The organism is Marinobacterium rhizophilum, from assembly GCF_024397915.1.
GTDB classification, from domain to species: Bacteria; Pseudomonadota; Gammaproteobacteria; order Pseudomonadales; family Balneatricaceae; genus Marinobacterium_A; species Marinobacterium_A rhizophilum_A.
In genome coordinates this window covers 3792418-3816846 of the sequence record NZ_CP073347.1, presented here as the reverse complement: position 1 = coordinate 3816846, position 24429 = coordinate 3792418, and the positions used below count along the sequence as shown (strand labels likewise).

Annotated in this window: 20 protein-coding genes; 9 read left to right on the top strand and 11 right to left on the bottom strand. The window is 61.8% G+C overall.

Annotated elements, in window-relative coordinates; translation table 11 throughout:
* Positions 1–19 precede the first annotated feature (19 nt).
* Both KDW95_RS17120 and gshA read left to right on the top strand, forming a co-directional pair.
* Positions 20–2335, top strand: coding sequence for a Tex family protein (locus KDW95_RS17120; RefSeq protein WP_255853019.1), 2316 nt, complete (start codon positions 20–22; stop codon positions 2333–2335).
* A 105-nt stretch (positions 2336–2440) separates the two neighbouring features.
* Positions 2441–4006 (top strand): glutamate--cysteine ligase, encoded by a 1566-nt coding sequence (gene gshA, locus KDW95_RS17115; protein WP_255853018.1) that lies wholly within the window; start codon positions 2441–2443, stop codon positions 4004–4006.
* 89 nt (positions 4007–4095) lie between these two features.
* On the opposite strand, the gene KDW95_RS17110 is transcribed toward gshA, so the two are convergent.
* Positions 4096–4497, bottom strand: coding sequence for a flagellar basal body-associated FliL family protein (locus tag KDW95_RS17110; protein ID WP_255853017.1), 402 nt, complete (start codon positions 4495–4497; stop codon positions 4096–4098).
* 184 nt (positions 4498–4681) lie between these two features.
* Between KDW95_RS17110 and rsd the strand changes: the two genes are divergently transcribed.
* Complete coding sequence (gene rsd / locus KDW95_RS17105; RefSeq protein ID WP_255853016.1) at positions 4682–5167, top strand: sigma D regulator; 486 nt, start codon at positions 4682–4684, stop codon at positions 5165–5167.
* Between the two features lie 3 nt (positions 5168–5170).
* On the top strand, positions 5171–6148 hold the full coding sequence (locus tag KDW95_RS17100) for a WD40 repeat domain-containing protein (RefSeq protein ID WP_255853015.1): 978 nt from the start codon (positions 5171–5173) through the stop codon (positions 6146–6148).
* 81 nt (positions 6149–6229) lie between these two features.
* Here the strand turns inward: KDW95_RS17100 and KDW95_RS17095 are convergent, their stop codons facing one another.
* Together KDW95_RS17095 and KDW95_RS17090 are read right to left on the bottom strand one after the other, a co-directional pair.
* Positions 6230–6952, bottom strand: coding sequence for an FKBP-type peptidyl-prolyl cis-trans isomerase (locus KDW95_RS17095; RefSeq protein ID WP_255853014.1), 723 nt, complete (start codon positions 6950–6952; stop codon positions 6230–6232).
* 69 nt (positions 6953–7021) lie between these two features.
* Complete coding sequence (locus KDW95_RS17090; RefSeq protein WP_255853013.1) at positions 7022–7546, bottom strand: TIGR02444 family protein; 525 nt, start codon at positions 7544–7546, stop codon at positions 7022–7024.
* A gap of 119 nt (positions 7547–7665) precedes the next feature.
* Between KDW95_RS17090 and KDW95_RS17085 the strand changes: the two genes are divergently transcribed.
* Complete coding sequence (locus KDW95_RS17085; protein ID WP_255853012.1) at positions 7666–9597, top strand: ATP-binding cassette domain-containing protein; 1932 nt, start codon at positions 7666–7668, stop codon at positions 9595–9597.
* A gap of 116 nt (positions 9598–9713) precedes the next feature.
* Here the strand turns inward: KDW95_RS17085 and KDW95_RS17080 are convergent, their stop codons facing one another.
* The 6 genes from KDW95_RS17080 to KDW95_RS17055 form a co-directional block, all read right to left on the bottom strand.
* A complete protein-coding gene (locus KDW95_RS17080) occupies positions 9714–11039 on the bottom strand; it encodes an HDOD domain-containing protein (RefSeq protein ID WP_255853011.1) in 1326 nt (441 codons plus the stop codon).
* Between the two features lie 98 nt (positions 11040–11137).
* Positions 11138–13261, bottom strand: coding sequence for a bifunctional GTP diphosphokinase/guanosine-3',5'-bis pyrophosphate 3'-pyrophosphohydrolase (spoT, locus tag KDW95_RS17075; RefSeq protein ID WP_255853010.1), 2124 nt, complete (start codon positions 13259–13261; stop codon positions 11138–11140).
* Between the two features lie 85 nt (positions 13262–13346).
* Complete coding sequence (gene rpoZ, locus KDW95_RS17070) at positions 13347–13559, bottom strand: DNA-directed RNA polymerase subunit omega (RefSeq protein ID WP_255853009.1); 213 nt, start codon at positions 13557–13559, stop codon at positions 13347–13349.
* Between the two features lie 63 nt (positions 13560–13622).
* Entirely contained in the window at positions 13623–14243 is a 621-nt protein-coding gene (gene gmk / locus KDW95_RS17065; RefSeq protein WP_255853008.1) for a guanylate kinase, read from the bottom strand.
* Positions 14244–14313: 70 nt separating this feature from the next.
* Positions 14314–16566 carry an ATP-binding protein gene (locus KDW95_RS17060; protein ID WP_255853007.1) on the bottom strand — a complete coding sequence of 751 codons (2253 nt, stop codon included), beginning with the start codon at positions 16564–16566 and terminating at the stop codon, positions 14314–14316.
* Between the two features lie 79 nt (positions 16567–16645).
* Entirely contained in the window at positions 16646–17152 is a 507-nt protein-coding gene (locus KDW95_RS17055) for a hypothetical protein (protein WP_255853006.1), read from the bottom strand.
* A gap of 212 nt (positions 17153–17364) precedes the next feature.
* On the opposite strand from KDW95_RS17055, the gene KDW95_RS17050 reads away from it, so the two are divergent.
* A complete protein-coding gene (locus tag KDW95_RS17050; protein WP_255853005.1) occupies positions 17365–18066 on the top strand; it encodes an aspartate/glutamate racemase family protein in 702 nt (233 codons plus the stop codon).
* An 81-nt stretch (positions 18067–18147) separates the two neighbouring features.
* Here the strand turns inward: KDW95_RS17050 and KDW95_RS17045 are convergent, their stop codons facing one another.
* Positions 18148–20319 carry an esterase-like activity of phytase family protein gene (locus KDW95_RS17045; protein WP_255853004.1) on the bottom strand — a complete coding sequence of 724 codons (2172 nt, stop codon included), beginning with the start codon at positions 20317–20319 and terminating at the stop codon, positions 18148–18150.
* Between the two features lie 172 nt (positions 20320–20491).
* On the opposite strand from KDW95_RS17045, the gene KDW95_RS17040 reads away from it, so the two are divergent.
* Positions 20492–21418 carry a pyridoxal-phosphate dependent enzyme gene (locus tag KDW95_RS17040; RefSeq protein WP_255853003.1) on the top strand — a complete coding sequence of 309 codons (927 nt, stop codon included), beginning with the start codon at positions 20492–20494 and terminating at the stop codon, positions 21416–21418.
* Positions 21419–21434: 16 nt separating this feature from the next.
* Here KDW95_RS17040 and KDW95_RS17035 read toward each other — a convergent pair whose 3' ends face one another.
* On the bottom strand, positions 21435–21917 hold the full coding sequence (locus KDW95_RS17035; protein WP_255853002.1) for a thioesterase family protein: 483 nt from the start codon (positions 21915–21917) through the stop codon (positions 21435–21437).
* A 124-nt stretch (positions 21918–22041) separates the two neighbouring features.
* Between KDW95_RS17035 and KDW95_RS17030 the strand changes: the two genes are divergently transcribed.
* Together KDW95_RS17030 and KDW95_RS17025 are read left to right on the top strand one after the other, a co-directional pair.
* Positions 22042–22998, top strand: coding sequence for a GlxA family transcriptional regulator (locus tag KDW95_RS17030; RefSeq protein WP_255853001.1), 957 nt, complete (start codon positions 22042–22044; stop codon positions 22996–22998).
* A 461-nt stretch (positions 22999–23459) separates the two neighbouring features.
* Positions 23460–24392: an alpha/beta hydrolase fold domain-containing protein gene (locus tag KDW95_RS17025; protein ID WP_255853000.1), complete on the top strand. Its 933-nt coding sequence runs from the start codon at positions 23460–23462 to the stop codon at positions 24390–24392.
* Positions 24393–24429: the final 37 nt, after the last annotated feature.

Genomic DNA, 24429 nt, shown 5'->3' with positions numbered 1-24429 from the left:
ACCTGGCAAGAGATTCGCCATGCAGATTGAAAAGCTCATTGCCAGCGAGCTGAACGCTCGCACCGAACAGGTCCAGGCCGCCATACGGCTGCTCGACGAAGGCGCGTCCGTGCCCTTTATTTCCCGTTACCGCAAGGAACTCACCGGGGCGCTGGACGACACCCAGTTGCGTACTCTCGAACAGCGCCTTGGCTATCTGCGCGACCTGGCAGAAAGACGCGACATCGTACTGGGCAGCATCCGTGACCAGGGCAAGCTCAGTGCCGAACTGGAACAACAGATTCTGGCCGCCGATACCAAAAACCGCCTTGAGGATCTGTACCTGCCCTATCGTCCCAAGCGCCGCACCCGCGCGCAAAAGGCCCGCGAAGCCGGCCTCGAGCCCCTCAGTGACCTGCTGCTGGGCGGCAAGGGCCAGGGCTCGCCACAGCAGCAGGCGCAGAATTTTCTGAACCCGCCGGCGAGCATAGAAACCGCCGAGCAGGCGCTGGAGGGAGCACGCCATATCCTGGTCGAGCGCCTGGCCGAGAATGCCGACCTGCTCGCCTCTGTACGCACTTGGCTGTGGCAGCAGGGCGAACTGCTGGTCACCGTCGCCAGGGGCAAGGAAACCGAGGGTCAGAAGTTCAGCAATTATTTCGACTACCGCGAACGCTGTGGCCGCATCCCGTCTCACCGGGCGCTGGCGATCCTGCGCGGCCACCAGGAAGGCGTGTTGCGCTACAGCCTGCAGCCCCCCGAAGGCCAGGAACAGGAAGGGGTTCAGCGTATCGCGCGCCACTGGCAACTGCGCCCAGGCAACGGCAAGGCACAGCTCTGGCTGGATGAAACCCTGCAGCAGTGCTGGTCACAGAAATTGCTGCCCGGCATCGAAAGCGACCTGGTACGCCAGATGCGAATCGCCGCCGAGGCCGAGGCCATTCAGGTATTTGCCCGCAACCTGCGCGACCTGCTGCTGGCCGCCCCGGCCGGGCAGCGCGCCACCCTGGGACTGGACCCCGGCCTGCGCAGCGGCACCAAGGCCGCGGTCATCGACGCCACCGGCAAGCTGCTGGCCCACGAGACCCTTTACCCCCACGCGCCGCACAAGCGCTGGGACCAGGCACTGGCAACCCTGGCCAAACTCTGTCGCACCCACAAGGTTGAGCTTATAGCCATCGGCAACGGTACCGCCTCACGCGAAACCGAGCAGCTGGCGCAGGAACTGGCCCAGAAGGAACCCGCCCTGTCGCTGGTACCGGTCGTGGTCAGCGAGGCCGGCGCCTCGGTCTATTCCGCCTCCGAGCTCGCCGCCCGGGAGTTTCCCGACCTGGATGTCACCATCCGCGGCGCGGTGTCCATCGCCCGCCGCCTGCAGGACCCCCTGGCCGAGCTGGTCAAGATAGACGCCAAGGCCATAGGCGTCGGTCAGTATCAGCATGACGTCGATCAGGGTGCGCTTGCCCGCATGCTCGGTGCCGTGACCGAGGATTGCGTCAACCATGTGGGGGTTGATCTCAATACTGCCTCGGTCGAACTGCTGAGCCAGATTGCCGGCCTGAGCCGCAGCGTCGCCAGCAATATCGTCGAATACCGCAACCAGCAGGGCGCTTTCAGCCGGCGCCAGCAACTGCTGAAAGTGCCGCGCCTGGGCCCCAAGGCCTATGAGCAGTGTGCCGGTTTTCTGCGCATTCGCAACGCCAGCCATGTACTGGACAACTCCGCCGTGCACCCCGAAGCCTATCCGCTGGTCGAGCGCATGGCACAACAGCTGGGCTGCTCGCTGTCACAGCTGATCGGAGACCCGGCCCGGCTTGCGCAACTCAACCTTGGCGCCCTGCGCACCGAGCGCTTTGGCGACTACACACTGGGCGATATCGTGCGCGAACTGGAAAAACCGGGCCGCGATCCGCGGCCGGAATTTGTCAGCGCACGCTTCGACGATGCGGTCACGCGCATGGAAGACCTGACGACAGGCATGCAGCTTGAAGGGGTCATTACCAATATCACCAATTTCGGCGCCTTTGTGGATATCGGCGTGCACCAGGACGGGCTGGTACATATCTCCGAGCTGGCCGATCGTTTCGTGAAGGATCCCCATGACCTGGTCAGCACCGGCCAGATCGTGCAGGTACGGGTGCTGGAAGTCGATGCCCGGCGCAAGCGCATCGCCCTGAGCATGAAGAGCGCTCCAGGCACGGCAGTGCCTGCGACCGGTTCCAGCCCGGATGCGACCTCAAGGCCCGCGACCAAAACGGCAGCCAAACCCGGAAAAGCCGGTGGTCACAAGCCTGCCACGCAGGCCGAGGGGACGCTGGCCGCCAAATTGCGGGCCGCCGGGCTCAGCAAGCGCTGAGTACCCAGTCCTACACGGCGGAAACAGCCCTACGCTTTCTCCGTCTTAATTATTGACCGGTTGGTTTATAATAGCCGCCGTTTCTCATGCGAAAGGGGCAGGAACTTGTCTGCAGCACTTCAAAAGCAGCTGGACCAGTTGGTCCGTAATGGTCAGGCGGCATTGCTCAAGGGCATCCTGCACGGCATCGAAAAGGAAGGCCTGCGCGTCAACGCCCAGGGTCAGCTGTCCCAGACTGCGCACCCGAGGACGCTGGGCGCTGCCTTGACCCACAGCTATATCACGACGGACTACTCCGAAGCCCTGCTGGAGTACATTACGCCGGTTTTCACGCGCTCGGAAGACGCGCTGGAGTTTCTGGCCGACCTGCACCGCTTCGGCTACGAAGCGCTGGGTGACGAACTGGTCTGGTGTGCCAGCATGCCCTGCGACATCCCGGATGAAGAAGGCATCCCGATCGCCCGCTATGGCAGCTCCAATGTTGGTCAGCTCAAGCATGTGTACCGTACCGGCCTCAAGCATCGCTATGGCAAGATGATGCAAACCATCGCCGGCATTCACTACAACTTCTCACTGCCCGAAAACCTGTGGCCGGCACTGCAGGAGCAGCAGCAGAACCGCGACAGCCTGCAGGACTTTCGCTCGGCACAGTATTTCCGGCTGATTCGCAACTTCCGCCGCTACGGCTGGGTCTTGCTGTACCTGTTTGGCGCATCACCGGCGCTGTGCAGCTCCTTCCTCAAGGGCCGCAGTCACCAACTTGAGAGCCTGAACCAGGACACCCTCTATCTGCCTTACGCCACCTCGCTGCGCATGAGCGACCTGGGTTATTCGAACAAGGCGCAGTCATCCCTGGGGATTTGTTTCAACCACCTGCAGACCTACACCGCTTCGCTGCACCGGGCCATTCACACGCCCTACCCGCGCTATGATGCCATTGGACTGAAAGTGGACGGCGAATACCGCCAGCTCAACACCAGCATTTTGCAGATCGAAAACGAGTATTACAGCGATATCCGTCCCAAGCGCGTGGCCCATTCCGGCGAAAAGCCGCTGCATGCGTTGCACACCCGGGGCGTTGAGTATGTCGAAATCCGCAACACGGATATCAACCCGCTGCTGCCCCTGGGCATCGACCAGCAGCAGGCCGACTTTATGGACGCCTTCCTGGTTACCTGCCTGCTGGCGGGCGATGAACTGATCGAGGATGACGAATGCGAGCGCATCAGCGACAACCTCAACCGGGTGGTGACACGCGGCCGTGAGCCAGGCCTGATGCTGCAGTTTGGTGAAACTGAACGCTCGCTGACACAGTGGGGGCACGAAATTCTCGACATGGTCAGCCAGACGGCGGCCGTACTGGACAGAAACGATCAGGACAGTCGCTTTAGCGCAGCCGTTGTAGCCCAGCGCTTGAAACTGGACGACCCGAGCCTGACGCCCTCGGCCCAGGTGCTGGCACGGCTGCAGGAAAGCCGGCTAAGCCACAGTGAGTTCAGCCTCGCCCAGAGCCTGGCGCACCGTGACACCCTACGGAAAACCGCACTGAGCGAGAAGCGTCACGCCTACTTCAGCGAGCTGACCCTGGGATCTCTGAGCGACCAGGCCCGCATTGAAGCCGACGACAGTGTCGATTTTGACCAGTACCTGGCCGACTACCTGGCGCAGTAACACCAGCACACCGGCGGCCAAACAACAGGGGCACCGAACACAGGCGTTGGTGCCTCTGAGGCTGCAGAAAGGGTATGCGGCAAGCCGCGCTACTGAATCACCAGGCTGGTGAAAAACAGATCCGTGACAAAGGGCTCGCCCTCTTCCTCCGTCAGCAAGGCCTGCAGCTGCGACAAGGCCTCCTTAGCCAGCGCGGCCTGCGCCTCGGCGCTCGCCAGCGCGCTTTCTTCCTGGGCGCTGAGCAAAAAAACGATATCGTTGCGGATGCTGGGCAGATGGTAGTTCACCGCATGGTGCCCGTCTTCACTGCCGACCTGAAGCGTAATCTCGCACTTGATGAAGCGCAGCGGCCCTGCCCCGCCGAAGTTGGCCACAAAGGGCTTGAGTTCGATATAGCCAACGTAATCATCAGCCTCGGACCCTGTCTCGGCAGCCCACGCCGGCTGCAGCAACAACCCCAGCATCAACCCAAGCAGCAATGTTCGCAGCATTATTTTCCCATCCCTTTACGTTTTCGTGCCCTGGCAGATGGGCCAGTATAGCCCGGGGTCGCAGCAGCGTTAAGGCATCCGGTGCAATAACCCCGACCGGCACTCAGGCCATTGCCCGGGTTCTATTGCGCCTGCCTTTGCGTTGGGATTAGTATTGGGTCTGACTGAAACAAGGAGCTTAGCGATGCTGGAAAAATGTCGCACTGCGAAAGAACGCTGGGGCGGTGTCAGTGAGATCATTGATCACTTGCTGGAAGAACGGCAGCTGCTAATTAGTCGTTTCGTCGCGCTCCCCACCCTGACACTGAACGAAGAGTTCACAACCCGGACAGAGGCCTTCTGTGACCTGCTGATGGATTACCTGTCCTCGGGCCATTTCGAGGTATACGAACAGCTGCTGCGTGAAGGCAGCGAATTTGATGACGGCAGCCTCGAAAAAGCCCAGCAGCTGTTCCCGCTCATCCAGCGCAGCACCGACTTCGCCCTGGACTTCAACGACAACTGCGCCAGCCGCCTGGCCGAACTCACGCTACGCAAGGTGCGCGAATTTTCCGACCAGCTGTCACGCCTGGGCGAGATACTCGAAGAACGCTTCGAGCTGGAAGATCGCATGATCGAAATTCTGCACAACTCACACCGCGATCTGGTGCTGGCCGAAAACAGGGAATAAGGCATGCGCACCACCCTGGCTGCCGCGACGGTGGCCACCCTGGCTGTACTGCTAACCGGCTGCAGCCGCAACGAAGCCCCGATCGCCTGGCACGAATACGCGCTGCAGGGCGCCTATGCCGCCAGCCTGTCCGAGCAGGGCCGCTTTGCCGTCATCGGCTCCATTCAGCACGGTGCCAGCCTCTGGGACACCAGCAGCAACGCCCGCCTGTTCAGCTGGAATCACCAGCCCGGCCAGTATTCCATCATCGCCGCCACCGCTGTGTCGCCGGATGAAAGCTTTGCCGCCACCGCCAGCCAGCAGGACCTGGTGCTGTGGAACCTGGTCAGCGGCCAGTCCGTGTGGTACTGGAGCTCACCGGCCGAAATTCTGGCCATGAAACTAAGCCCAGGTGCCGACTACGCCCTGCTGGGGCTAGCCAACCACGAAGCGGTGTATTTCGATATCAAGAACGGTGGCATCAAACGCAACCTGCGCCACGATGCACGCGTGCGTGCCGTGGACCTGAGCCAGGACGGACGCCTGGCGCTGACCGGATCCGATGCCTACAAGACCAAACTCTGGGACCTGCAGTCCGGTGCGCTGCTACAGACGCTGGAGTTCGGCAACGTGGTGGATACCGTGGCACTGTCCCCCGATGGCCGCCTGGCCTTCAGTGCCGGCAACCTCGACCGGGCCATCATCTGGGATACCGGCAGCGGCGAGGTGCTGCACACCCTGTCCGACTTTGGCAGCCTGTTCCAGCGCCGCATGAGCTTCCTGAGCGCCCGTTTCTCCAGCAATGGCGAGCAGCTCCTGACCGGCAGCGCCGCAGGCACGGTCCAGCTCTGGGATGTCGCCAGTGGCCAGCAGCTGCGCCGCTGGGAACTGCACAAGCGCGCCGCCTACGGCCCTACCAGCACTGCGGTATATGCCCTGTCCTTCGCCAGCGATGGCTACCATGCTATCGGCTCCAACGGCATTTTCAATCTGCTGCGCTAGCGCACCGCCCTCTCCCTAAACCAAAAACCCGCAGCACTGGGCTGCGGGTTTTTGGCTAGAGCATTGAAGCCCGGGGGCTGTTTACTGGGCTGGCGCTTCTGCCTGGGTCTCAGCTTCCGGATTGATTTCCAGCAGCTCGACCTCGAACACCAGCGTCTCGTTGGGCCCGATGGCGTTGCCCATGCCGCCGGGGCCATACGCCAGATCGGCCGGGATCACCAGGCGCGCCTTGCCACCTTCCTGCATCAGCTGCAGACCTTCGGTCCAGCCCGGGATCACGCCGTTAAGCGGAAAGGACACCGGCTCGCCCCGGGAGTAGGAGCTGTCAAACTCGGTGCCATCGATCAGCTCGCCCTTGTAATGCACCTTGACGGTATCGGCCGCGGCGGGGTTCTTGCCTTCACCGGCGGTCAGCTCTTCATACTGCAGACCGGACTCGGTGGTCTTGACCGCTTTTTTCTTGCCGTTTTCAGTCTGGTAGGCCGCACCCTTGTCGAGGTTTTCCTGGGCGATCTGGGCAAACTCCTGGCGCTGTTCTTCCATTTTCTTCATCTGGAAGGCCTGCATGACTTCAGCAACCTGCTCCTGATTGAGTAGCGGCTCTTCACCCGTGTAGATGGCTTCCACGCCCTGCCGGAAGGTTTCGATATCCAGCGTGTCGATATCCTGCTTGAGCTTGTCGCCCAGGATCAGCCCCAGGCTGTAGCTGAGTTTCTTGTCTTCGGTATCCAGCGTGTCAGCCTGAGCGGCCGATGTCACTGCGACCAGAGAGGCCATGGCTACTGCCAGAAACGTTTTCTTCATTCCAAATTCCCTACTGATAATGCTGAATGTCGTTGTTTAGTGACCGATTTAACTCTAAAGTTCACGCCATTACCACCGCAATTGCAGCACGCGCCGGGCAGGCTCCGGTCCTGCCGCTGCCTGTACCAGCACCTGCAGCTCGGTCAGCAAACGTAACTCAGGCTCGAGGCCTTCGCTGCGCAGATAGCAGCCGAGGTTCTGCAACAGCAGATCCGGACAGCCTGCGCTCGTCGTGGCCGGCCAGTCCAGGCCCAGCGCGTACAGCCAGCCCAGCTCCACCTGCTCGGCGGCCAGCTCTGCGCGGCGCAGCGCCTGATAACAGCTGTCCAGCTGAGGGGTTTGCAGACGCTGTTGCCGCACCTGGTAACGCAGCGCGCGCAGCGGCTCTGTGGTACTGTGCTGCCACTGTGCTGCCTGGGAACGCTCCAGTGCCTCCAGTAGTAACGGCCTGCCTGTGGTTGCCAGCCAGCAGCAGAACAGCAACCGGTTAACACTTAGCGAGCTCTCCTGCTGCAGAGCCAGACAGGCCGCTTCGACACCGGGCCGGCCATAAAGCTGCAACGCATACTGCCAGAGATCGTTGTCCAGTTTCACCGCGCTGCTCCCTGGCCATCAGAACAGCCTTGCAGCTGGAACCCTGCTCGCAGCCACGAGCCTGTAGTCAGTACCATTGAAATAGTCTTCACCTCGACAGGTTGTTAGAATTCGCCACCATGATTCAGATATCCCAGCTAAACCTACAACGCGGCATTCAGCGCCTGCTGCACCAGGCCAACCTGACCATCCATCACGGATGGAAGGCCGGTATTATCGGTGCCAACGGCGTCGGCAAATCCAGCCTGTTCAAACTGATCCTGGGCGAGCTGCAGCCAGACTCCGGCGACCTGCAGATCGCCGGCAACCTGACCATCTCACACATGGCACAGGAGGTCACGTCGGTCGAGCGCCGGGTACTGGACTATGTGCTGGATGGTGACGCCCAGCTGCGTCAGGTACAGCGGGAGATTGCCGCAGCCGAAGCGGATGAACAGCACCACCACCTGGGTGAACTCCACGCCCGGCTCGACAGCATCGACGGCTATAGCGCCGAAGCCCGGGCACACCTGCTGCTGAACGGTCTGGGCTTTATGCCAGGCGACGCCAGCCGCCCGGTGGGAGACCTGTCGGGGGGCTGGCGCATTCGCCTTAACCTGGCCCAGGCACTGATGTGCCGTTCCGACATCCTGCTGCTCGATGAGCCCACCAACCACCTGGACCTGGATGCCACCCTCTGGCTGGAGCAGTGGCTGCGCCAGTATCCCGGCACCCTGTTGCTGGTCTCCCATGACCGGGATTTTATCGACAACGTGGTCAGTCATATCGTGCATATGCACCACGAGCAGCTGGATCTGTACAAGGGCAACTACAGCGCCTTCGAGCGCATGCGCGCCGAACGGCTGGCCCAGCAGGACGCCCAGTTTCAGAAGCAGCAGCAGCGCGTATCCGAAATCGAAAACTTTGTCCGCCGCTTCCGCGCCAAGGCCACCAAGGCCAAACAGGCCCAGAGCCGTCTCAAGGAGCTCGAACGCATGGAGCTGATCGCACCGGCCCATGTCGACAGCCCGTTCAGCTTTCGCTTTACCCCGGCCGACAAGGTCTCCAACCCGCTGCTGACCCTGCACAAGGCAGACTGCGGCTACGCCGGCAAACCGATCATGCAGCAGCTTAACCTGTCCCTGGCACCCGGTGCACGCATCGGCCTGCTGGGCCCCAACGGCGCCGGCAAGTCGACCCTGATCAAGACCCTGGTGGGCGACCTGCCACTGCTTAGCGGTGAACAGCGCGGCGGCGAGCATCTGAAAGTGGGGTATTTTGCCCAGCATCAGCTCGAAGCCCTGGATCTCGAGGCGTCCCCGCTGCTGCATATCAAGCGACGCTCTCCCAAGACCAGCGAACAGCAGATCCGCGATTTTCTCGGCAGCTTCGGCTTTCTCGGTGACGATGCGCTGGAGCCGGTAAAACGCTTCTCCGGCGGCGAAAAGGCCCGCGTCGCGCTGGCACTGATTGCCTGGGAAAGGCCCAACCTGCTGCTGATGGACGAACCGACCAACCACCTGGACCTGGAAGTCCGCCACGCCCTCACCGTGGCGCTGCAGACCTTCGAAGGCGCCCTGATCCTGGTGTCCCATGACAGGCACCTGCTGCGCAACACCGTGGACGAGTTTTTGCTGGTGGCCGACGGCCAGGCCCGCCCGTTCGATGGCGATCTGGACGACTACCACAGCTGGCTGGGTGAACGCCGCCGCCAGGCCCCCGTGGAAGAGGAAAAGCAGGATGCCGGCCGCGGCAACAGCGCGGCCGATCGCAAGGAACAGAAGCGGCTGGAAGCACAAAACCGTGCCAAGCTGCGACCCTTGCGTCAAAGCATCGAAAAACTGGAAAAGCAGCTGGAGCGCTGCAGCTCGCAACTGAGCAACGTCGAAGCCCAGCTGGGCGACAGCGAGATCTACCAGGATGCCAACAAGGAAAAACTCAGAACCCTGCTTGGTCAGCAGGCAGACCTGACGCGCCAGTCACAGCAGATAGAAACCGAGTGGCTGGAGCAGCAGGAGGCACTTGAAACGCTGGAACTCGCGCTGGAACAGGGCTCTGCGACGACTGACTAGCTCGCCCTCCGTGATGCCAAGCCGCTGCACCTGAAAAGCCCCGGCGCTCACAACAACCGGAACCGATGCAGCGGGCAGTGCCTGCAACCTGCGGGACAATGCCCGGAGGCGGGCGACTAGCTCGCCCGCTGGCCGCTGAACACCTGGGTCACTTCCCCCAGCACTTCTCGCGAACCCAGCAGGTGCTGCATGGCCTCGCTGATCACGGCACGGCTCAGCCCCAGGGACTCTGTGAGCCCCGCCGGGATATTCTCGATGGGGCCGTCGCTCAGCCCCTGTTCGCGCAGCAGGCGATTACTCAGGTAGACCAGCCTGGCATAGCCACTGTGCTCATCTTCGCAGTCGATCTCGTTCTGATGTCGCACCGCCACACACACCTCGGCAGGTACCGACCAGCTTTCAAGCAGCCAGCTGCCGACCCGCTCACGCGTCACGTTCAGCACCTGCTTCTCGATATATTCGGTGCCGATATGCGGGTTGGCCTCGATATAGCGTGACAGCAGCGAAAAGTGCGGTGGAAACAGGTGTGCCAGCACCAGGTAACCAAAGTTGTGCAGCAACCCGGCCAGGTAGGCCAGGCCCGGCCGAAGCCGTTCAGCCATGGGCATCTTGCGACACAAAAGCTCCGCCAGGGTGGCCGTATAAATGGCCTGCTGCCAGTAGTCGGTCGCGCCACGCGGTGTGTCATGGGGCACCTGCAGCGTTTTACCCATGGCCACGCCCAGCGCCAGGTTAATCACCAGGTCAAACCCCAGCACCCGGATAATCGCATCCTCCAGCGAGTGCACCTTGCCAGGCGCAGCATAGTAGGACGACGATGCCCAGCTCATGACCTGGGCCGACAGGCTCGGGTCCAGGCGCACCACCGGCACCAGCGTGTCGACGCCCGCTTCGGGGTCACAGCGCATCATGAGGATTTTCTGCGTCGTGGGGGAGAGTGACGGCAACCCCAGGGTGTCTTCCAGCCGCTGGCGAATGCGCAGGGCGGTGAATTTTTCCACGGCCCGGCTGATAACGGCCCGGTCATCCCCGCCGGGCTGACCGGCGTCGATGTCGGCACGGGTCAGCCCCAGTGGGTAGGCTTCAATATGGCCTTCACTCAACCACCGACCCGGCACACTGAAGGTGCGGTCGGAGTGGGGTTCATAGGCATTCAGTTCCACGCGGGACTGCAGCGAAAGATCGATATAGAGCGGCAGGGAAAACAGCTTACGCAGACCCGCGTCCTGACTCAGGCCGGGCTGGCTGAAAAAACGCAGCGCATCCTCGTTACGGGCAGGCTGTAGCTGCCGGCCAGACCCCTTCCAGATGGCCTCAAGGTTAAGCAGCCCTTCCCAGGGTACCAGCACCAGCACCTTGCCATCACCGTCGTGCATCAGCAGAAGACGGGCCACATCGTGGTACCGGGCGTCACCTTCCAGGGAACGTACACCAATTGCCAAATCGCTTCTCCCTTCGATTACAGGGCCAGCACCGGACCGGCTGGCTCCAGGCATGTATCATCAGTAACCGTGCCCGGCCCTGAGGAACTCCAGAGTGCCTATTGGCGCTGGATGTGGCTGACGGCCTTGATGACCCGCAGCTTTTTCATCACAGAGGCCAGGTGCACCCGGTTCTGCACCGAGATATCCAGTAACACCTGACTCAGCTGCCCATCCTTCTCGCCGCTGTCGATCTTAATGATATTAGCACCCGCCGTCGCCACGGTGGTTGCCAGGTTGGCGATAATGCCACGCTGGGACATGACTTCGAGCTTCAGGCTGACGCGGAATTCGTCATCAATGCTCTTGGACCACTCAAGATAGATACATTTTTCCGGATCGTCCCGCAGGTAACCGATATTGCGGCAGTCTGTACGGTGAATCACCAGGCCGCGGCCGGTACTGATATGGGCAATGATGGTATCACCGGGAATCGGATGGCAGCACTTGGCATAGTTCAGCACCATGCCTTCGGTACCCTGTATCGCCAGCGGCTTGTTACCCCGGCGTGCAGCGGCCAGCTCGTCCTCTTCCACCGGGGTTTCGGGCTTCAGCCGCCGCGCCACCACATAGGCCATGCGATTGCCCATGCCGATGTCTTCCAGCAGATCATCCAGCCCCCGCAGCTCCGCGTCCTTGAGCAGCTCGGCGAGGCGATTGCGATCGACCAGGTCCAGGCTGATGCCGTAGTTGCCCAGGAACTGGTTCAGCAGGCGCCGTCCCAGCTCCACCGACTCATGGCGCTGCTGATTCTTGAGAAAGTGGCGGATACTGGCCCGCGCCTTGCCGGTCACGACGAAGTTCAGCCAGGCCATGTTGGGCTGGGCGCTGGGGGTGGTGATGATCTCGACCGTAGCGCCACTGAACAGCGGCTCGGACAGCGGCGCCAGACGACGGTTGATGCGACAGGACACGCAGGAGTTGCCGATGTCGGTATGCACGGCGTAGGCGAAATCCACCGGCGTGGCGCCACGGGGCAGTTCCAGAATCCGTCCCTGGGGCGTAAAGACGTAAACCTCGTCGGGAAACAGGTCTTTTTTCACGTGCTCGATGAATTCCATCGAGTCGCCGGCATTGCGCTGCATTTCCAGCAGCCCCTGCACCCATTTGCGCGCCCGGTTGTAGGAGCCCACGGCGCTGTCTGAACCGCCGTAAGCCTTGTAGTGGCTGTGTTCGGCAATGCCCTGGCTGGCGACGGCATCCATTTCACGGGTGCGAATCTGCATTTCCAGCGCAATATCACGGGTACCGAACAGGTCAGTGTGCAGCGACTGGTAGCCATTGGCCTTGGGGATGGCAATGTAGTCCTTGAAGCGGCCCGGCACCGGCTTGTACAGATTATGCACCGCCCCCAGGATGCGGTAACAGTCGTCGACCTTCTCTGTGACGATGCGAAACGCAAACATGTCCATGATTTCGGCGAAGGATTTGCGCTGCTGGCGCATCTTGCGGTAGATGCTGTAGAGGTGTTTTTCCCGCCCGGTGACCAGGCCCTTCAGCCCTTCGTCATCCAGCCTGCGCTGCACCGTTTGCTGGATTTCGGTAATGATGTCGCGCCGCTGTCCCCGCGCCTTGACCACCGCGCGACGAATATAGCGTGCCCGCATCGGATAGTAGGACTGGAATGCCAGATCCTCGAGTTCGACCTGCAGGTCGCGCATGCCCAGGCGTGCCGCGATGGGGGCGTAGATATCGAGGGTTTCACGGGCGATGCGGCGCTGCTTGACCGCCGGCATGGCACCCAGAGTACGCATGTTGTGCAGCCGGTCGGCGAGCTTTACCAGAATGACCCGGATATCCTCGGCCATGGCCAGCACCATTTTCTGGAAGTTTTCCGCCTGGGCTTCCGCCTTGGTTTCGAATTCCAGATGGGTCAGCTTGGAGACACCGTCGACGATATCGGCCACCGCACCGCCAAACTGCGACTCGATGGAGTCGTAGTTAATCTCGGTGTCTTCGATAACGTCGTGCAGCATGGCGGCCATCAGGCTCTGATGGTCCATGTGCATGCCGGCGAGGATGCCGGCGGCAGCCAGCGGGTGGGTTACATAGGGCTCGCCGCTTTTACGCCGCTGCCCGTCGTGCGCCTGCTCGGCAAAGTAGTAGGCGCGCCGCACTTTGCGGATCTGGTCCTGTTCGAGATATTCGGTCAGGCGCTGACAAAGTGCGTCTATGGTTGGCATCGAGACTCCGGTAATACAGGGCTAGCGTCGGCTTACCCTCGTGTTTTACCTGAAATGATGCCGTATCGCGAAGCTTTCTGGAAGATCAGTCTTCTTCCTGATCTTCCAATACACGCTTGTCGGTGAAGCCCTCGGCGATTTCGCGCAGTGCAACAACGGTCACCTTGTCGTTTTCCCAGTCAACCTTGGCTTCTTTGCCACCGGTGGCCAGCTGACGCGCACGTTTTGCTGCAACCATAACGAGCTCGAAACGGTTATCAACGTTTTCCAGGCAATCTTCAACTGTTACTCGTGCCATTTTGGACCTCGAAAAGGCAGTAAACTGCAAACAAAAAAGACGGAGGATTCTACTCGGTTGCGCCTAGGCTGACAAGAGAGCCGTGATCAGCGCCTGCTGGCGCTGCTGCTGGGCCGACTGGCGCAGTCGACGCGCCACCAGCACCGCCTGCAATTCAGCCAGCGCCTGCTCGAAGACATCGTTGATCACCAGGTAGTCATACTCGGCATAATGGCTCATTTCATTGACCGCATCGGCCATGCGGCGCTCGATGACGCTGGCATCATCCTGGCCCCGGCCGGTGAGCCGTTGGCGCAACGCCTCGCGGGACGGCGGCAAAATGAAGACCGACACCGCCTCCGGCATCAGCCGGCGCACCTGCTGCGCGCCCTGCCAGTCAATTTCCAGAATGACGTCGATACCCTGATCCAGCTGCTGCTGCACCCAGGTCTGGGAGGTACCGTACTTGTTGTCGAACACCTCGGCAAACTCCAGGAACTGCCCCTGGTCGATCATGTCGTTGAACTCGGCCAGGGGCACGAAATTGTAGTCCACGCCGTTGGCTTCGCCGGGCCGCATGGCGCGTGTGGTGTGGGACACCGACACCCGCACCTGAGCGTCGCGGGACAGCAGTTGACGCACGAGACTGGTTTTGCCGGCACCCGAGGGGGCCGAAATAATGTACAGGGTTCCTTTGAGATGCATTTGGCCGCTCCGGGTAAACATAAGGCTGACAGGCGCACATGATAAACCAAAGCGTGCCCGGCGCCGAACCTCAGACATCGGTGGCATCCAGCACCTGGCGCAACACCGTCGGCGTCATGATGGCCTCGGCCGTCTCAAAACCGTGCTGCAGCCGGGCCAGCGGCGTATCAAGCTCACCGCCCTGGGCGATAGCCGCCTCCACCCCCGCCAGCTGACTGCTCAGCTGGATGAAACCCAGGTTCAGCGCCGAACCCCGCGCCCCGTGACACAGACGCTTGATTTCAGCCAGATCATCCCGGGCCAGCGCCGCCTCCAGCCGGGCACGGTACTCGGCCAGGCTGGCGCGAAAGTCCGCCAGCAACGCCAGACAGTCAGCGGTGCCAATCGTATCGGCGAGGGACCCGAGCAAAGCGGTATCCAGCCGGTTCGCGTCCAGCAGCGCCTCCACTTCCGGTTTATCGCCGTCAGCCGTCGCCGGCTCAGGCGGGAGTTCAATGCCGGCGTCGTCCTGTTCCTGTGCCAGCGATTCCGGCGACAGCGGCGGACAATAGCGACAGAGCATGGCCGCCAGGCTCTGCCGCCGGACCGGCTTGGCCAGGCAGGCATCCATGCCGGCCTCCAGACAGGCCTGCCGATCCTGTGGCATGGCATTGGCGGTCATGCCAACCACCGTCACGGCGTTCTGCGGTGCCGGCAAGGCCCGGATTGCCCGGGTGGCCTCAAGCCCGTCCATGTTCGGCATCTGCACATCCATCAGTACCAGGTCAAAGTGACTGTGCCTGATGCATTGCAGTGCCTGCACACCATCTTCGGCCAGCGTTGTGTGCTGACCGAGAAAGCGCAGCATACCCAGAGCCACCTGCTGATTAATCTTGTTGTCTTCGACCACCAGGATCCGCCGGGCAGAAGCCCGCAGCCTCGCCACATCGATTTCGTCATCAAGACTTGCGGTCTGCTCACAGGGCTGGCCACGCTCCAGAGCCAGCCGGAACCAGAAGCGGCTGCCCTTGCCCTCCTCACTGTCAAAGCCTATCTCGCCGCCCATCTGCTCGATGATACGCTTGCAGATCGCCAGCCCCAGCCCGGTGCCGCCGTAACGCCTGGCGGTGCCGGCATCCCCCTGCACAAACATGGCAAACAGCCGTGGCTGTGCCTGCGCACTAATACCGATACCGGTGTCCTCGACCTCAAACAGCAAATTCTGCCAGCCCTTAGCGGCACCCGGCGCCGGGCTCACACGCAGCACCACCTGGCCGCGCTGGGTAAATTTCAGTGCATTGCCCAGCAAGTTCAGCAGCACCTGGCGCAAACGGCCGGCATCGCCCCGGAAAAAGCCGTGCAGGTCGGTATCGATATCCAGGCTCAGGTCGACCCCGTTGTCGCGCCGTACGGACAGCAGTTCCACACTGCTATCGAGCACGGTCCGAAGGTCGAAGTCGGTCAGCTCAAGTTCAAGCCGGCCGGCTTCCATCTTGGAGATATCCAGTACATCGTTGAGGATCTTGAGCAGCGCTTCGGCCGACTCGCCAATGGTCTGTGCATAGCGACGCTGCTGCGGCTCGAGTGGTGTATCGAGCAACAGACTGCTCATGCCGATCACCCCGTTCATCGGCGTGCGGATTTCATGACTCATGGTCGCCAGGAACTCGGATTTGACCTGATAGGCTTTCTGGGCATCGGCCGCGCTGATACCAAGCTGCTCGCTGAGCAGTTCAGCCTGCTCCCGCGCGCGCTGCTCCAGCATCATCTGTCGGAACAGCAAGGTAATGATGGCCCCGATACCGCACAGCAACAGCGTGCCCATGCTGCCGAGGTAACCCAGCAGCTCATAAAACTCGTTGCGACTGGCGGTTTTTTGCTCGGAACGTAGCTGCAGTACCTTGAAGATCAGCGCCTCGGCGCTCTCATTCAACTGCGTTGCCATGGCCAGCAACGCGGTGGCGCCTGCCCGCTCCTGCTGACGCAGCGAGGGCAGCGCAGCCTCCATGGAGTTAAGCGCCGTGCGAAAGCCGGCGACCCGCTGTGCCAGCTCAGCCTCGCGCTGGTAAGACTCACCCAGCTTGCCAAGTTCGAGCAGACCGATACGGCTGTAGAGAATTTCGAAGCGCATCTCGATATCCTCCAGCTGCTCGACATCATGTCGGCTGGCGTAGTTGCTGATGGCATTTTTGAGTTTGAGGCTTTCACGGTCTATCTGGTAGGCGGACCAAAGCGCTTCTTCGGTGGCGACCTCGAACAGCACCTGCTGCCGCTCCACCAGCGTATCAAACAGCGCGAGCGAGGCCAGCAGGCACACCAGCGACGCACACAGCAAAAATGACACCGAGCCGCGCCGAGGCTTGGCGGGCAGCCACGCGGGCACTGGAAATCGCACTCTGTATCCTCCGCCCTTGGCGCATCGACTACTTTATACGAATACTTTTTAGCTGCCAGACCGACCGGTTATGAATCACCTCGGTCCTGAGCGCGGGGTTATCCGCAAATGGATAAATTATGAAAATCGGCCCCTTGTCACGAATGCGGATATAGTGATCATCCATCTTCAACGCCAAGATTACATCATAGGCGTAGAAATCGGCCAAGGGCACTTCCGCACTGTAGTCATTCAACGCCGTCACAACCAGGGTGTCACCTTTGGCGCCGACAAAATCCAGTACACGGCGCCCCAGCGGACCCTCGAACCGGATCATGCCTTCCGTCCAGGGAGTATCGGTGCGCGTCAGGTGCATTGACAGATCTTCGAGCATCTCGCGATCGAAGCGGGCAACGCCGTCACCGTTGGTCTTGCTCAGCTCGCCTTCCAGGGTGAGAATAACGGGGCCGGACGGCTGCGGCAGGCTGTCCGCCAGGGCCTGGAAACCCATCACGGACAACATGCAGGCCATTACGACAGAGCGCGTAAAGTACATGGCTGAGACCCAATATCCTTATAAAGTCCATTCATTATCGGTAAAGTCGGAAAAGCGCGCAAATAAATAAACGAACGGGCCGCTTTAGCCCCGTATCAGACTCTATCCTTGCGCCTTGAAGCCGCCCTGTAAAGGCAGGGCGACGTCACCCAGACGAATATGTGCCACACAACCTCCCTCAGTGGGTTGCACACAGCACACCGGAGAACTGTATGAACCGCTCTCGCAGGCTGCGCATTCTGCTGATCAACCCCAATACCAATGCCGGCCTGACACGACTGATGCAGCGCAGCGCGCGCACTGTACAGTGCTCACAGACCGAACTCCACTGCATCAACCCGCCAGCGGGCCCGGCGGCCATAGAGAGCACTGCAGACCGGGACGCCGCCGCCGCTGCGCTGTTACGCCTGGTTCAGGCCGAGACCTGTCGAGGCTTCGATGCGCTGATACTGGCCTGTTTCGATGACATCGCGTTACAGGAAATTCGTCAGTCCCTGTCGATTCCCGTTGTCGGCCTGTGCGAAGCCGCCATAGCAGCGGCAAGCGCTCTCCCCGGACGCTTTGCCATTGTGACGACCGTTGAAGCCGCCGTGCCCGGCATCCAGGCCATGCTGCACGTTTACGGGGCCTCGGACAGAGCCTGCGTGCGCGCTGCCTGCATCGGTGTTAGCGAGGCTGCAAGCAATGGCGACCTGGCTGCAGAGAAAATAGACGCCTGCATCCGTACTTCCATGCAGCAGGACGGCGCCAAGAGCATCATCCTGGGCTCCGGCGGCCTGACGGGCCGGGCAACGGAGCTGCAACGCCGCTTCGGGATACCGGTGACAGATCCGGTGCAGAGCGCCGTCGCCCTGGCCGAGCACCGGGCCCGGCAGCGCCTGCCGCAGGATTCAGGCGCTGGCACCCTGACATAAAAAGGCCGCCGAACCCTGAGGTTCGGCGGCCATACCTTGTCCGTGCGACCCTAAAGCCAGACGGTCATTCGCATCTGGAGACTAGAGCTTCCCGGTGGCGAAGAAGTAGGTTTCGCCGGAACTGTCATCCACGCCATCGTTGTCGGTCACGGCAAAGCCATTACCCGCAGCATCCAGCGTAAAGCCCTCGATCTTGTCGACCACAAAACCGTTCAAGGCTTTAAGGTCGGGGATAAAGTCGCGTACCAGCTGCTTGTTGACCAGCGGCAGATCCGAGCCCAGCGCTGCCGGTTTCAGCTCATCCATGGCCACATGGTACAGGCGCTTGATCGCTGCTTTCTCACCGATCTGGTTGTCACGCTCGATGATGTAAACGCCGTCCGCACCCAGGCTGATTTCAGACAGCCCGACCCAGCCACTGGTGGCGGCTTGCGTGGGATAACGCACCGCGCCCCACTGCTGCGTTTTCAGGTCATAGGACACCAGCTTGACGGTATTTTCAGGATCATCCTTCCAGGCACGCTGAATGGCGATCCAGAGAGTGTCACCGATCAGGGTAATGCCCTCAGCGCCAAAGCGTTTCTCGTGCTGCAGCAACTCGGGCGGGAAGTTCAGCGTCTGGTCAATCTCGCCCTGGGCATTGGTGTGATAGATGGCGTGGGGGATGTCCTTGTCGGTACGCCCCTCGGACGCCAGCCAGAAACCGCCCTCGCCATCGGCCACAATGCCTTCCAGATCGAGTTTTTCGGCCGCCTTGCCATCGCGCATGACGGGCATGGCCGAGGTAATCCGTGCCGGCACAGCGCTGGCATCGATTGTGAAAATGCTCGGCTGCTGGCTGTAAAAGCTGTCGTTCACCGCATAGAGCAGACCGGCCTTGGCAGGATCTGCCGCCAGGCCCGACAACGCACCCCAGCCCAGGGGCAAGCCGCTGGCGGCAGGCTCCGACACCAGCTGCGGATAAGCCGGCGCTGCATCACCCAGGCGGAACAGCATGACATGGGAGCGCGCGCCGCCATCTTCCGCCAGATCCTTCTCGTTGGCGCTGGCCAGCAGGCCGCGGGAGGGAATCAGCACAGCGGATTCCGGCGCGATGCCGGAGGGCAGCAGCTGCACAAATTCCGGTGCCGCACCGGTATCGCGGTAAACACCGATCACGGATGCGCGCTCGGACAGCACGAAGATGTAACGCTGATCGCCGATAACACCCACGGCCACGCCTTCAGGCTCCGCACCTTTTTTGCCGGAGCGTTTTTCCGGGTAGTGACCGGCCGCCACTATGCGCTGCTCGAAATCGGCACCGGACTCAAACAGTACCCGGCCGTCCTTGTGAAAAATGGTAAAGCCGCGGGCACCGCCCTGGTAATCGCCTTCGTTGGCGATAACAAAGCGCGCGTCATCCAGCCATTTCACGGCGTCCGGCTCACGCAGGGCTGCGCTCTGGCTGCCACTGAAATCAAGCTGACCGTCCCTGGCGGTGTCGATGCCCTCAAGATCCACGGCACCGGCGCTGAAGTGATGCAGTATTTCGCCGGATTCGGCGGCAACGATCACCAGGTGGTTGTTTTCCTGCAGCGTGACCACGATCTCGTTGCGATCATTGAAATCGACGAACTCCGGTTCCGGGTCCTCGCCGGCAATGTCCGCCAGCCCCGTGAGCTCAACCCGGCGTTGCGCGTCGCACTGCGGCACGCCATCTTTCAGTGGCAGGATCGTCAGGTAGCCGGCCGGCAACTGACCGGGCGCACCGTCGCCGAGGTCTTCATCACGCTCGTTCTCAATGGCCACGGCGGCAAAGCGGCCGTCTTTGGAGACGGCTACCGAATCCGGCTGGCCGCCCAGGTCACAGCGGGCTTTTTCAGCGTGGTCCTGCAGGGAGACCGCCGTCAGGAAACCGGACGGTGCCGTATAACTGGGCGATGTATTCACCCCTGCCAGCACCATGTCCGCGATGGTGGCAACCGATGTCGGCTCACCGCCCATATCGACAAAGCCCGCCGCGCGGGGCTTGTCGGCATCGCGAATATCCACGAAACCCAAGCCCCCGCGGGGGCTGTCCGAATACACCAGCGTCTGACCATCGGCAGAGGCCGCGATGATTTCAGCCGAGGTTTCCTGGGCCGCATCCTGGGCAGCCAGGTTCTGGGCTACCGGGAAGCTGGCAATACGGTTGAATGACTGCGCCTGCGCCGTGCTGGCAGCAGCAGCCATCAGCAGGGCCAGGGCCGTCTGCGTGAAACGTCGCTCGGACATCAGAATTGCTCCGCAAAGAATAAAAGAAGCCCATAAACTAGTGTGGCGAAATGACAGCAGGATGACAGCACGGCAACAGGGCGCAGCAGCGCTGCATGAAAAGTTGCCCCCGGGCCTTGCCTGTGGTCGATTGGAGCTTCCCTTTATTAATTAGCGACTTAAAACAGGCACCATGTCACTGCATATCAATTCCCCGTTGCTTGAATCCCGCACACTGAGCCTTGGCGCCGGGTGCCCGGTCTGGCTTAAGCTCGATGCCCTGCAGCCGTCTGGCTCATTCAAGCTGCGCGGCATTGGCCATGCCTGCAACGAGTATGTGCGCCGCGGTGCCCGCCGCCTGATCTCATCCTCCGGCGGCAATGCCGGTATTGCCGTCGCCTATGCCGGGCGCCTGCTGCAGGTACCGGTGCTGGTCGTGGTGCCGGAAACCACCAGCGCCCGCGCCATCGAGCTGATACGCCAGCAGAACGCCGAGGTTCGCATCCACGGAGCCTCCTGGCAGGAAGCCAACGCCCTGGCGCTGTCCCTGGTGGGTGACACCGACGCCATGCTGCATCCCTTTGACGACCCGCTGCTGTGGCAGGGTCATGCCTCAATGATCGACGAAGTCGCCGCCACGAAACTGAAACCGGACCTGGTGGTGTTGTCGGTGGGCGGCGGCGGCCTGCTGTGTGGCGTCCTGGAGGGCATGCATCGCAATGGCTGGCAGGATGTGCCGGTGCTGGCGGTAGAAACCGAGGGCGCCGCATCCTTCGATGCTGCAGTGAAAGCCGGCGCGCCGGTGGAACTGCCCGCCATCAGCAGCCTTGCCACATCCCTGGGGGCGCGCCAGGTGTGTGATCAGGCGCTGGAATGGACCCGGCATCATGCCGTGCACAACCTGGTGGTGTCGGATCAGGCGGCCATCGAGGCCTGCCTGCGCTTTATGGATGATCAACGCCTGGTGGTCGAGCCCGCCTGCGGCGCCTCCCTGGCCGCTGTTTATAACCCGCCTGCGCTGATGCAGGACTGCCGTTCGGTGCTGGTGATCGTGTGCGGCGGCGTTACCGCGAGCGTAGCGCAACTGCAGCAGTGGGCACAGCCACTGCCGGCAGGTTAACCCTGTAACCGATGATTTAACTGCGCGGGCGCGTCAGGGCGATGCTGCGTCCGGCCAGTGCCGGCCACTCAAGGTCGGCCTGGTGCAACCGCAGTGCCTCGACCCGCGCGGCGGTGTCCGCCAGCATGGGGGCCGCCCGGTGAGCCGCCATGTCCATGTGCAACAGCAGGGTTTCCATTGCCGCCAGCACATCACCGCTTTCGCCATGCTGCATCGTAAAGAAAACCCGCAGCTTCTTGGCATCGCTCTCCAGCAGCTGGGCAGAGACCCGCAACGGTTCACCCAGGCTGACTTCCTGCAGGTAGTGGACCATGCTTTGCAGCGTGTAGATCGACGCCTGATGCGCGCTGCGAAAGCTCTCGTCCAGGCCAATTTTAACCATGAATTCATCAATGGCCTGGCTGAACACCAGCACGTAGCAGGCATCATTCATGTGACCGTTGTAGTCGATCCACTCAGGCTGCACCGGGCCATCAAACACGTTGAGTTCAGTCGCCATTTTTACCTCGATTCAGGATTGCGCCGCATCGGCTTTTGGGCAATGCTAACCCGCCTGCGCCACAAAACTTGCCTGAATCCGCCTATTCGATGCGCGTTTTCACCAGAACAGGACGACCAGAGCCATGTTTGGAGACCGCCCCCGCCAGTACCCCCAGCACATCAGTATTTTGCTGGTGCCGGGCTTTTCGCTGTTCGGTCTCACCGCCATGCTCGACCCCCTGCGCCACGCCAACCACAGCAGCAACCGCGAGCTCTACCGCTGGCAATTAGTCTCTGAACGGGGCGGGCCTGTGCGCAGCAGTGATTCCCTGGATATCATGAGCGACCGCAGCATTCGCGACCTTGCCGTCTGCGATACCCTGATCATCTGTGCCGGCTACGACCCCCATGCCCGCATTACACCGGGCCTGCTGGGATTTATCCGCCAGCAGGCCAGCCACGGTGCCGATATCGGTTGCCAGGACACCGCCGCCTATATCGCCGCCGCCGCCGGCATTCTGGACGGCTACCGCGCCACCCTGCACTGGGAAAACCTGCAGAGTACCGCCCAGGCCTTTCCCCGCGTCGACTTCGTGCAGGAACTGCTGGTGGTGGATCGCGGCCGCTTCTCCTGTCCCGGCGCCCTGTCCGGGCTCGACATGATGCTGTACCTGATCGGCACCCAGCACGGCAACGGCCTGGCCACGACCGTCGCCGACGAACTGATCTATACCCACAAGCGCGCCCACAGCGACCCCCAGCGCACCTCACTGCAAAAGCGCCTGGACAGCCGCAATCCGCGCCTGGTGGAGGCCGTGCAACTGATGGAGCTGAACCTGGAAGAGCCACTGCGCATCAGTGAAATCGCGGCCCAGCTGAAGCTGTCCGGGCGCGAGCTGGAACGCCTGTTTCAGCACTACCTGCAACAGACACCGAGCCGCTACTACCGCAACCTGCGCCTGGACCAGGCCCGCTGGATGCTGCAGCAAACCAGCCAGAGCGTGACCGATATCTCGGTCGCCTGCGGCTTTGTCTCCCTGTCCCATTTCACCCGCAGCTACCAGCAGCGCTTTGACAAGAACCCCAGTCGGGAACGTTAAAAAGCTTCACCGCGAGACGCGGCGCCTACGCTGGGGGCAGTCCTCTGGTGATTGGGAATTGGTAAACCGGCAGCTTTCAGCTTACGGCTGAAAGCTCTAAGCGCCTCTCTCCCTTGAACCTCGCACCTGCTTTTCACCTCGCACCTCGCCCTTGCTGCTGTCGTAAACAGACCCGTCTTGCCCAATTGCGCCATCGGGAAGATTTATTCGTATATGGACAATTAAGGTGCGTCTTTAGACAAAGACACCCTGGGTATCCGGGTAACTTTAGGTACGGGCCATGCGCACCGAGCGCTCCCTGGTGCCGTACGCGGCACGACAACAAATACAGCAAGAGCCAGAATCGTCATGAATCCAGACGCAATCATCCCCTGTGCAGGCACCCGCACTGCGTGCATTTTCGTTTCCGGCCGGGTTCAGCCCTGCTGGCCTCTGTCGAATACCGTCAAGGCGCACAGCTAATGGCTCCGCTCGAAACCGGTACCCCTAAGGCGATGGATATCGCCACCTTCGAGCAGCGCTTTCAGGCAGGCCTGGACGCCATGGCCGGCATGTCGCTGACAGCGGCACGGCGCCACTACGACGATCTCTGCGCATCCTTTTCCCCACCGTTGCCCGCTGGCATGACGCTCACCGACACCGGCATCGAAGCCGTACCCGTGCGCCTCTACCGCCCCGCACGGTGTCAGCCGGGTACGCTTGTCTACGTCCACGGCGGTGGCTACAGCCTGGGGTCACTGGATAGCCACCAGGGCATCGCCGCGGGCCTGGCACAGCTGCTTGAACGTGAAGTTCTGAGCATCGACTACCCGCTGATGCCGGGCGCACGCTATGCCCAGGCGCTGGCCGACTGCCGCCGGGTTGTTGCCGCCACCGCGCCCGTCGCCCTGGTCGGTGACAGTGCCGGAGCCCGCCTGATACTGGACGCCGTGATCGGCGCCGCGTCAGTGCCGCTGCTGGGGCTGATCTATCCACTGGTGGGCGTGCCGACCACCGCGAACCTCGGGCCCGATGCTGCGCTGCTCAGCCGCGCGGATGTTCTGGCGGCCTGGGCGCTCATCCAGGATGACGCGCCTCCAGGCGACGGCCAGCCGCCGCCGGCCAAACACATTGAAGTGCTGGCGGTGGAGCGAGATCCGCTGACGGCGCCACTGGAAAAAGCCGTAAAGGCCTGGCGCGCAGGCGGTGCCGATGTTGGCTACCGGCAGGCGGCCAACATGCTGCACGGTTGCCTGCACGCGCGGGAATCGCTGCCCGGGATGGCAGACGCCTGGCGGCAGTTCTGCGCGGCACTCAGGCAACGGCTGGACAGCCCTGCTGATCAAGCCAGACACCAGCACTCGGGGACACAGGAGACGACCTCATCGCCTTTGCCTGCGCATCAAAACCCCTGATACCCCCGAATAACAACGACGATAATGACAACAAGAG

Coding starts and splice junctions, on each gene's coding strand:
- KDW95_RS17120 (WP_255853019.1), top strand. CDS start 20: ATGCAGATTGAAAAGCTCATTGCCAGCGAGCTGAACGCTCGCACCGAA.
- KDW95_RS17110 (WP_255853017.1), bottom strand. CDS start 4,497: ATGCTGCGAACATTGCTGCTTGGGTTGATGCTGGGGTTGTTGCTGCAG.
- rsd (WP_255853016.1), top strand. CDS start 4,682: ATGCTGGAAAAATGTCGCACTGCGAAAGAACGCTGGGGCGGTGTCAGT.
- KDW95_RS17100 (WP_255853015.1), top strand. CDS start 5,171: ATGCGCACCACCCTGGCTGCCGCGACGGTGGCCACCCTGGCTGTACTG.
- KDW95_RS17095 (WP_255853014.1), bottom strand. CDS start 6,952: ATGAAGAAAACGTTTCTGGCAGTAGCCATGGCCTCTCTGGTCGCAGTG.
- KDW95_RS17085 (WP_255853012.1), top strand. CDS start 7,666: ATGATTCAGATATCCCAGCTAAACCTACAACGCGGCATTCAGCGCCTG.
- spoT (WP_255853010.1), bottom strand. CDS start 13,261: ATGCCAACCATAGACGCACTTTGTCAGCGCCTGACCGAATATCTCGAA.
- rpoZ (WP_255853009.1), bottom strand. CDS start 13,559: ATGGCACGAGTAACAGTTGAAGATTGCCTGGAAAACGTTGATAACCGT.
- gmk (WP_255853008.1), bottom strand. CDS start 14,243: ATGCATCTCAAAGGAACCCTGTACATTATTTCGGCCCCCTCGGGTGCC.
- KDW95_RS17055 (WP_255853006.1), bottom strand. CDS start 17,152: ATGTACTTTACGCGCTCTGTCGTAATGGCCTGCATGTTGTCCGTGATG.
- KDW95_RS17050 (WP_255853005.1), top strand. CDS start 17,365: ATGAACCGCTCTCGCAGGCTGCGCATTCTGCTGATCAACCCCAATACC.
- KDW95_RS17045 (WP_255853004.1), bottom strand. CDS start 20,319: ATGTCCGAGCGACGTTTCACGCAGACGGCCCTGGCCCTGCTGATGGCT.
- KDW95_RS17040 (WP_255853003.1), top strand. CDS start 20,492: ATGTCACTGCATATCAATTCCCCGTTGCTTGAATCCCGCACACTGAGC.
- KDW95_RS17035 (WP_255853002.1), bottom strand. CDS start 21,917: ATGGCGACTGAACTCAACGTGTTTGATGGCCCGGTGCAGCCTGAGTGG.
- KDW95_RS17030 (WP_255853001.1), top strand. CDS start 22,042: ATGTTTGGAGACCGCCCCCGCCAGTACCCCCAGCACATCAGTATTTTG.
- KDW95_RS17025 (WP_255853000.1), top strand. CDS start 23,460: ATGGCTCCGCTCGAAACCGGTACCCCTAAGGCGATGGATATCGCCACC.